The 7,361-nt window shown below is 62.5% G+C and carries 10 protein-coding genes and 1 tRNA gene; 4 read left to right on the top strand and 7 right to left on the bottom strand.

All coding sequences use genetic code 11. From position 1 onward, the window contains the following. On the bottom strand, nucleotides 1-741 hold a 741-nt coding region (locus JOZ79_RS06225; RefSeq protein ID WP_294072078.1), incomplete at its 3' end, for a KUP/HAK/KT family potassium transporter. A 125-nt stretch (nucleotides 742-866) separates the two neighbouring features. Here JOZ79_RS06225 and JOZ79_RS06220 point away from each other — a divergent pair. After that, nucleotides 867-2,210 (top strand): DUF4118 domain-containing protein, encoded by a 1,344-nt coding sequence (locus tag JOZ79_RS06220; RefSeq protein WP_294072077.1) that lies wholly within the window; start codon nucleotides 867-869, stop codon nucleotides 2,208-2,210. Nucleotides 2,211-2,272: 62 nt separating this feature from the next. On the opposite strand, the gene JOZ79_RS06215 is transcribed toward JOZ79_RS06220, so the two are convergent. The 3 genes from JOZ79_RS06215 to JOZ79_RS06205 are packed head-to-tail and all read right to left on the bottom strand — an operon-like array spanning nucleotide 2,273 to nucleotide 4,515. After that, complete coding sequence (locus JOZ79_RS06215; RefSeq protein WP_294072074.1) at nucleotides 2,273-2,806, bottom strand: DUF1579 family protein; 534 nt, start codon at nucleotides 2,804-2,806, stop codon at nucleotides 2,273-2,275. Nucleotides 2,807-2,860: 54 nt separating this feature from the next. Next, a complete protein-coding gene (locus tag JOZ79_RS06210) occupies nucleotides 2,861-3,484 on the bottom strand; it encodes a TetR/AcrR family transcriptional regulator (RefSeq protein WP_294072071.1) in 624 nt (207 codons plus the stop codon). After that, nucleotides 3,481-4,515 carry an NIPSNAP family protein gene (locus JOZ79_RS06205; protein ID WP_294072068.1) on the bottom strand — a complete coding sequence of 345 codons (1,035 nt, stop codon included), beginning with the start codon at nucleotides 4,513-4,515 and terminating at the stop codon, nucleotides 3,481-3,483. The genes JOZ79_RS06210 and JOZ79_RS06205 overlap by 4 nt, the downstream gene beginning before the upstream one ends. 88 nt (nucleotides 4,516-4,603) lie before the next feature. Here JOZ79_RS06205 and JOZ79_RS06200 point away from each other — a divergent pair, with 88 nt between their 5' ends. Next, the gene (locus tag JOZ79_RS06200) at nucleotides 4,604-5,392 is read left to right on the top strand and encodes an alpha/beta hydrolase (protein WP_294072065.1); all 789 of its coding nucleotides are present in this window, start codon (nucleotides 4,604-4,606) and stop codon (nucleotides 5,390-5,392) included. Between the two features lie 111 nt (nucleotides 5,393-5,503). On the opposite strand, the gene JOZ79_RS06195 is transcribed toward JOZ79_RS06200, so the two are convergent. Further along, nucleotides 5,504-5,578, bottom strand: a tRNA-Gln gene (locus JOZ79_RS06195). Nucleotides 5,579-5,694: 116 nt separating this feature from the next. Here JOZ79_RS06195 and JOZ79_RS06190 point away from each other — a divergent pair. Then, nucleotides 5,695-6,030: a DOPA 4,5-dioxygenase family protein gene (locus JOZ79_RS06190; protein WP_294072062.1), complete on the top strand. Its 336-nt coding sequence runs from the start codon at nucleotides 5,695-5,697 to the stop codon at nucleotides 6,028-6,030. Here JOZ79_RS06190 and JOZ79_RS06185 read toward each other — a convergent pair. Then, a complete protein-coding gene (locus JOZ79_RS06185) occupies nucleotides 6,023-6,424 on the bottom strand; it encodes a hypothetical protein (protein ID WP_294072059.1) in 402 nt (133 codons plus the stop codon). The two genes, JOZ79_RS06190 and JOZ79_RS06185, sit on opposite strands and share 8 nt — an antisense overlap. Nucleotides 6,425-6,469: 45 nt before the next feature. Between JOZ79_RS06185 and JOZ79_RS06180 the strand changes: the two genes are divergently transcribed. Beyond that, nucleotides 6,470-7,039 (top strand): PadR family transcriptional regulator, encoded by a 570-nt coding sequence (locus tag JOZ79_RS06180; protein ID WP_294072056.1) that lies wholly within the window; start codon nucleotides 6,470-6,472, stop codon nucleotides 7,037-7,039. Here the strand turns inward: JOZ79_RS06180 and JOZ79_RS06175 are convergent. Beyond that, a partial coding sequence (locus tag JOZ79_RS06175; protein WP_294072054.1) for an aminotransferase class IV occupies nucleotides 7,036-7,361 on the bottom strand: 326 nt, incomplete at its 5' end. The two genes, JOZ79_RS06180 and JOZ79_RS06175, sit on opposite strands and share 4 nt — an antisense overlap.

Here is a 7,361-nt window from a genome sequence, read left to right as displayed (position 1 = left end):
AAGCGCCTCGGTCCCGGTAACCGCATAAACGACCGCGCCGAGCGCCAGGAACGAATAGAGCGGGTGGGCGGTGAAGAAGGTCCAGATGTAAATGGGGTTCAGCGCGCGGACCACCTGCGGATGTCCGGCGATCTGGACGATGCCCATCGCCGCAATGACGGCGAAATAGACCAGCATGACAGGGCCGAACAGCTTGCCGACCCGGTCCGTGCCGTGCCGCTGGATCGCGAACAGGCTGATCAGGATCACGAGCGCGATCCAGACGATGTATGGCTTGAACGCACTGCCGACGATGCCGAGACCTTCAACCGCCGAGATGACGGAGATCGCCGGCGTCAGCATGGCGTCGGCGTAAAACAGGGCGGTCGCGAACAAGGCGGCGACCAGCAACCAGCGCGGCAATTTGTCGGGTCCGAGATTGCGCTGGATCAGCGAATACAAGGCCAGGCTGCCGCCCTCGCCGCGATTGTCGCAGCGCATGACGATGAAGACATATTTGATCGTGACGACGAACACGAACGACCAGAAGATCAGGCTGGCAATGCCATAGAGGTCCGTGACCACCAGTTTCAGGTGATAGCGCGGGTCCAGTGTCGCCTGGAAAGCATAAAGCGGGCTGGTTCCGATATCGCCGAACACCACTCCAAGGGCGCCGAGAGTGAGTGCGGACCGTGAGTGGCCTTCCGAGTCGTTGATGGAAGCGGCCGCTGTTGCCGCAGACGGGTGAATGACGGTTGCCATGGCGCCGATGTGCGGTCGACAATGATAAAGATTCCATGTGGATTAAGCTCGCGCCCCCTTAAGAAACCGCGGGTTTCCGCTGCTCACCACTCGACGCGCGGCCTCGCCCGCATCAATCCAGTGGCATGACTGCTTTCCGTTCGTTCTCCTCGCCGTCGCCGCTCCTCGGTTATGCCGAAGCCATGTTGTTCGTGGTCGGATCCACATTGCTGGGTCTGGCGCTCTCGCCCGAATGGGGCAATTCGGCGGTCGACCTGCTTTATCTTCCCGCCGTGCTGGCGACCGCGGTCCTTGGCGGCCTGTGGCCGGCGCTGTTCGCCGCGCTCCTGTCCGCCCTCGCCTATAATTTCTTCTTCACCGCGCCGGTGTTCAGCTTGCGGATCGACAACCCGAACGAGGTCGTGACGGTCGTCGTCCTGTTCGTTACCGCCCTGGTGACGAGCCAGCTCGCAGCCTCGGTCCGTCGCCAGGCTCGCCTCGCGGAGGCGCATGCCAACCGGAATGCGACCATCGCCGGTCTCGCGCGGCGGCTGCTCACCTGCACGGCCGCACAGGACATCGCCGAAGTCAGCGCGCGCGAGCTGTCGCAGATCTTCGGCTGCAATGCCGAGCTTCTGATCGGCGGTCCCGAGCTGCAAATCGTCGCTGCCGCGCCCTCTCATTTGCGTCTCACGCCGGGCGACCTGGCTGTCGCGGCGATGGTATTCGAAAATGGGGGAAGGGCCGGGCGCGGCCTCGACCGCGCTGTGCCCGTCGAATGGCAGTTCCACGCCGTCACTTCGGGCGCGACGGTGATGGCCGTCGTCGCACTTGCGCGCGACGACGGCGCTCCGCCTCTGCAATCGGACCAGTTCGAGCTACTCGACAATCTGCTCGATCAGATCGCGCTCGCCATGGAACGCGCCCGGCTGGAAACAGAGGCGCAGGCCGCGTCGCACGACCGTGAGCGCAATCGCGTTCGGTCGGTCCTGCTTGCGACAATTGGCGACGATTTGCGGCCGGGGCTAAAGGCGATACGCGCGGCCGCCGGGCAGCTCCGGCGCAGCGGTGCGACCGACCGGGAGGCTCTTTCAACGATTGGTGCGGAGGCCCAGAAGCTCGACCGCTACGTCTCCAGTCTCGCGGACATGGGCCCGGAAACGGAAGAGCGGCTGTTAAAGGTGGACGGCGTCACAATCGACCTGTTCAATCGCATCGTCCGGCGCGACGGAGAGGACGTCCACCTGACGCCTAAGGAATATGCCGTCCTAGCAGAACTGGCCAAGCACCCGGGACAGGTGGTCAGCCATGCGCATCTGCTCAAAAGCGTCTGGGGTCCAGCGCAGGAAAACCAGATCGACTATCTGCGGGTCGCGATTCGAACTTTGCGACAGAAGCTGGAAAGAAGCCCCGCCGAACCCCGGCTGATCATCAACGAACCGGCAGTCGGCTATCGGCTGAGGGCTGATCGACGTGCGTTGCCTCAGTGATGACGGCGGTCTCCATTTAGAGTGGCCGAGCAGGATCTGCACGGCTTGCCCGTCTGTCCGTTCTACCTCTCTCGGCGGACGTCTGCGTAGAATGAACGATGCCACGTCCGTCCGCCATCGTCCGAGCGGGCCACCTCATAGCTGTGGTGATCCGCGCTTTCGATGGTCCACGTGCCCCGGACGAGCATGGTCTTACCGCCGACATCCGCTTGCGAATAGAACTCAAGCTTGCCGTCGTGCCATCCGCCGATTCCGGGTCGCTCCATGCGCCCTACCGAGCTGTCGACATAGTTCTCGCTCCATTGGCGCGCCTTCGGATCGTAGAGGAAAACATTGGCCGCTTCCCAATGGCCGGCCGGACCGTCCGCCTCGATCTCCTCGATCCAGCCTTTGCCTCCCCACAGCGGTCGCGCTTCTTTCGTACCGTGCATGTGAACGGCGGAGTTAGGCTGGTTGAACGGGTCGTTGATGATTGTGAGCTCGGTCGTCCAACGGCCGCGCGAGAAGTCGAAGTCGTGGGAGCCGTCCCGGACTTGCGCAGTTGCAGGACTACCAAGACCAATCACGGCTAGCATCAAACCAGTAGCGACGCGCATAACGGGCTCCAAATGATGGTGCAGAAGTGTAGGTAAACGAAGAACCCAAGCTCGTCAGGCGTCGGCCGGACCGATGGAGGGCGCAGGTTCGAGCAATCGGGTCAGAAGCTTCAGCGCCGCCTTCAACGGTTGAACCGATTGTCCAGTCTTGGCCATGGTCATGGCCCCGGAATAAGCGGCAATTACGAGCGTCGCCATTTCCTCGGCTGTGGCTGCTGGACCCGCCAAAGCAAATCCAGTGGCTCCGATCTGCCTGGCAAGAACCTGGGTCCAGCGGTCGAAGATGGGCTGCAGGGCTGAGCCAAATTGCGGCTCTGCATAGGCAAGCTCGAGCGCCAGGTTGTTGAGCGGACAGCCGGCAATGGATCCTTCCTTCAGGTCGGCAATGATGTCTGTCATGGCTTTCCGCACGCCTGCCTCGGCTGTCGCGGCGTTTCGGACCGGGTCGATCCAAGCCTCCTCGACAGTCGCCGCGACTCGCTCGTTGATGACCGCGAGACCAAGCTGCTTCTTCGTGGAATAATGGTGATGGAGCGCGCCGCTTGTCACGCCTGCCGCCGCCATGATGTCCTGCATCGACGTGTCGGCATAGCCCTTGCGGGAGAACAGCCCCGCGGCGGCGTCCAGAACCCGCCCGCGGGTGTTCGTTGGGTCGTTTTTGCGAATGGTGGCCTTCATTGCAATGCCGATCGCGGCGTCGGGTCCAGCCTAAGGATTTGCGGTGGTCTCTCTTCCGCATCCGAGAGGGCGGAGCCGACCGATTGCCGCCACGCCGGTGTGAGCGCGAGATTGCGGCGGATGGCATCAAAATCGTCCGGCTGCGACGCTTTGGTAAACCAGATCAGGACTTTCCTGTCTGGGCGGGTTGGAAGCCGTGGAAAATTGTTTGGCAACTCTTCCGGCACGTAGACACCCAGGATGGGCAGTCCGGCCTGCTCGAGAAGCGGCGCAGCATGATCGAGGAAGAAGGATGAAAAACCGTCGTTCGGATCCTTCCAGAGGTATTCGATCACGGCAAAATAGGTTTCGGCCGGCTTAGGGGCCGCTCCAATCGCGGCGCGGGGGGTCGACGGGCCGAAACCCGATCCGTCCCGCGCCGGGCGCAACAGCAGCACATTGTCATTGTCGTCGAGCAGCGGGTTGGCCACCCCGCGGTGCTTCGCCCAAACCGGCCCGTTGTAGAAACTGTCCAGCATTTGGGCCCTGGCCGACATATCGGGAAATTCGCGGATCCACGTAAAGCGATCGCGTCGGTCGTGGTCATGGAACTGGCCGATCAGCCGCATTCCCAGCGCCTCTTGAGTGTCCACGAACTCGCGATCGAACAAGGCGATGAACTTTTCCTGCGCGCCGTGCACGAGCTTGTACTGTCGGAGCTCAACAACCGGATGCGAATTGGGTCTCGACGCTTCGGCAGCCGCCGCTGTCCCGGCTGCGGCCGCAGCCATTCCAGCGATTTCCAGAATGCGACGATTCATCTGTGCAACTCCATCCTCGACAAACAGACAGGTTAACCTGTTTGTTGTCAAGGCGACCCGGTTGTCATAGTCTGAAAGGGTGTTGAAGCTCATTCCCCTGCGAAGTGTGCGCACTTGTCCGGTCAAACCAGCGACCGCGTCGGCATCCGGTCCGCCTGGTGCAAACCCCAGGTCGGGCATCATTGCCTGCAAGCTGATCCGGACTCTTGTGCTCTTGCTGCTCAGCGGCATCCTGGTTGCTCCGGCGATGCCGCTGGCCGCTCGCGGAGGTCACAGGACGACCGTGGCCGCAGAAGGGCGAGTCGCCGTTGCGCCGAATGTGGCGTTGCGCATCGTCGAAGCCGGGGATCCGGCAGCACGCTCGACGATCATCTTCATTCCTGGTTGGAGCGCCGGCGCTGACATCTGGTCGGACCAGATCGAGCGCTTCAAGAGTGAAAGTCGGGTAATCTCTTTCGACCCGCGTTCCCAGGGGGAATCAACCAAGACCGTGACCGGAAATACGCCCGAACAACGGGCGGCCGACCTGCACGTGCTGCTGACGAAGGAAGGCGTTCACGGCGCCGTTCTCGTGGGCTGGTCGCAAGCGGTCCAGGACATCGCAGCTTACGTTCAACGTTTTGGCACGCGCGACATCGGCGGCATCGTCCTGGTGGATGCAGCGGTGTCGGACGGCGCGAACGCTATCGCCGAACGTCCAGCGGAGGTCGCGTTCCAGTTCCGGCTCTTCAGCACCTACCTCGGCAATCAGGAAGCGTACCTTCGCGGCATGTTCCGCGCGATCGTCAGCAAACCGCAAGCTGCCGGCGTCATCGATCGCGCCGTCTCGACCGCCATGAAGACTCCGTCGTCGATCGGCATGTCCATGCTTGTCGCGGATTTGTTCACTGCGGATCGCAGGGACGCCCTCCCGAAAATCACCTGTCCGGTGCTGATCATTGCGGCGGCAAGCAGTCGCGAGCTCGAGCGCCAGAAAGCCGAAGTCCGAGTGATCAAGAAGGCGCAGTTTGTCCAAATCGACGATTCAGCTCATGCGGTGTTCCTTGACCAGCCCAACCGGTTCTCCGCCGAACTCGCCCAGTTCGTCCGGACCTTAGCTGGACGTTAGCAAGCGCTCGCTTTTCCCTCGGAACAGAGGTTCCGCTTGCGGGTGGCGAGCCAAGTTCAGGGACCTTCCCCACCAAAGTTCGGAATGAGTGTCCGAATTCGAGCGAAGTGCTGGCTGGGGCGGCAGGATTCGAACCTGCGAATGCCGGTACCAAAAACCGGTGCCTTACCACTTGGCGACGCCCCACCATGCCTGCGCGAGGGTGCGGGAAGGCGCGCTTATACCGGGCGCGTCCTCAGTTGAAAGGGGCCGAGTTTGAAACGGGAGATGGGCGCCGGACCCAGTTGCGCTATAAGGTGGCCATGGCCGAACCCACTATCCACAACTTCCACGCCCACATCTATTATGATCCGTCAGAGGTCGAAAGAGCACGCCGATTAGCTGCTGCGGCGCAAGACCGCTTCCGCGTCGCGGTCGGGCATTTCCATCTTCGCCCGGTCGGTCCGCACCCGCGCGGGAGCTGCCAGCTGACCGTCGCGACCGCTCAGTTCGGCGACGTGGCGCAATGGCTTGCGCTGAACCGCGACGGCCTGACGGTCTTCGCGCATGCCAATACCGGTGACGACCTGGACGACCACACGAAGCATGTGATCTGGTTCGGGCCGAGCGAGCCGCTCGACCTCACGATCTTCAGCTGACCGCGGGCTGACGGACGCTCCGCGAGTTCGTCACCATTACCGCGCCCGCCGCAACCAGCGGCGCAAGCGGCACGAGGAAGCTCAGATGATACCAGAGCGGGAACCTGTTCCAGAGCTTCGCATGTTCGGGAAGGAACATCGCAAGCAGGATCAGGCCCACGATCCACGGTGCCCACTTGCTTGCTGGCGCGATGAGCCGCACCACTGCACCGGCCGCGAGCGAGGCCAAAGCCGCCTCGACAAGTCTTCCCGTTTTCATCGCCGGCGTGAAGACCAGCGTCGTCTCCGCCGCATGGTAACCCGGAATGGCCGCTCGAAGTGCGAAATTGAGCAGCGTGATGAAGACCACCCACGCAAGCAGGCCGGCAACGGCGCTTCCAGTGATTCGCCACATCGCGAAGCCCCTTGATTAGTCGAATCACATTAGTTTAATTATACTATGAACTCAAGGTTCCTGATCCTCGGCGTCCTCCACCGCGGCGACTTCCACCCGTACGAAATCAAGCGCCGCCTCCAGGCCGCGATGGTCGAATGCTACGTCGACGCTGACGTCGGCACGCTTTACTATGCGGTTCGGCAGCTCGAGAAGGACGAGCTCATCGTCTCCATTGCCCAGGAACGCGTGGCTCGCGGAGGCATGCGGACGATTTACCGGATCACTGATGAGGGTCGGGCGCGCTTTCGCGAAGAGCTTCACCGTCAACTCGATGCTGAGGGCCCGGTAGCACAGACCCTCTATGGCGCACTGCTATTCCTCCACTTCGCCGATCCGGGCGTCGTGAAAGAGGCGCTCCGCCGGCGGATTGCCCGGCTCGATGAGTTGATCGCGAAGCTCGGTCCTATCCGTGAGCAACTGGAACCGGTCATCTCGACCGGCAGCAAACATCTGCTCGACCATATCGACCTTCAGCGGCGGCTGGATCGGAGCTGGCTGGAGGACTTGCTCGCCGACATCACGCGAAATGGCATCCGCGACCTCGCGAACGCGGCGCTTCTCACCCCACGCTAGGCGTTCGGGATTCGGCCGTTGACCAGGTCGTCATAGTCCTTGGCGAGCTGGCGCGTCATGTCGCCGACCTCGAAGGCCCAAGGGCCCGCCGACTGTACCGCCGTCACTTCGGCCGCGCTCCCGGTCAGGAACATCTGCTCGAAGCTTTCCAGCTCCTCGGGCCAGACCGGCTTCTCGACCACCTCAATGCCCCGCTTGCGCGCGAGGTCGATCACTGTCCGTCGCGTGATCCCGTCGAGGAAACAGTCCGGCGTCGGCGTGTAGAGCGTTCCGTCACGCACGAAGAAAGCATTCGCGCCGGTCGCTTCGGCAACGCGTCCGC

The sequence above is a fragment of the Sphingomonas sp. genome (genome assembly GCF_019242355.1).
GTDB lineage: Bacteria > Pseudomonadota > Alphaproteobacteria > Sphingomonadales > Sphingomonadaceae > Sphingomicrobium.
Note: the sequence above shows the minus strand (reverse complement) of the source record. Positions and strands in the feature narration are given on the sequence as shown.